General features: G+C 55.3%; 1 protein-coding gene. It reads right to left on the bottom strand.

What is annotated here, in order from left to right; translation table 11 throughout:
• Positions 1-255, bottom strand: a 255-nt coding sequence (locus tag J1784_RS00070; RefSeq protein WP_217147564.1) for an Ig-like domain-containing protein, incomplete at both ends; no start/stop codon positions are given.

The raw sequence follows: 255 nt of genomic DNA, 5'->3' as shown, positions 1-255 counted from the left end.
AGTTGACCACATAGCTGTCACTGGCGGCACTTGTGTTACCCGCCGCATCGGTGGCCGTGGCCGTGATGATGCGGTTGCCGAACGTTGGCTGGAACGGCGCCGTCATCTGGAATACCCAGTGACCGGATGCATCTGCCACAACGGAGCCATCAATGTAGACAGTCCCTTTCCCTTCAATCACATGGCTGATAAGCACAATGCTGTCGTGCTCTGCTGTACCAGTGATTTTCAGCAGTTTGTCATCGGTTTTGCCGC

This window comes from Rahnella ecdela (assembly GCF_019049625.1).
GTDB classification, from domain to species: domain Bacteria; phylum Pseudomonadota; class Gammaproteobacteria; order Enterobacterales; family Enterobacteriaceae; genus Rahnella; species Rahnella ecdela.
Note: the sequence above shows the minus strand (reverse complement) of the source record. Positions and strands in the feature narration are given on the sequence as shown.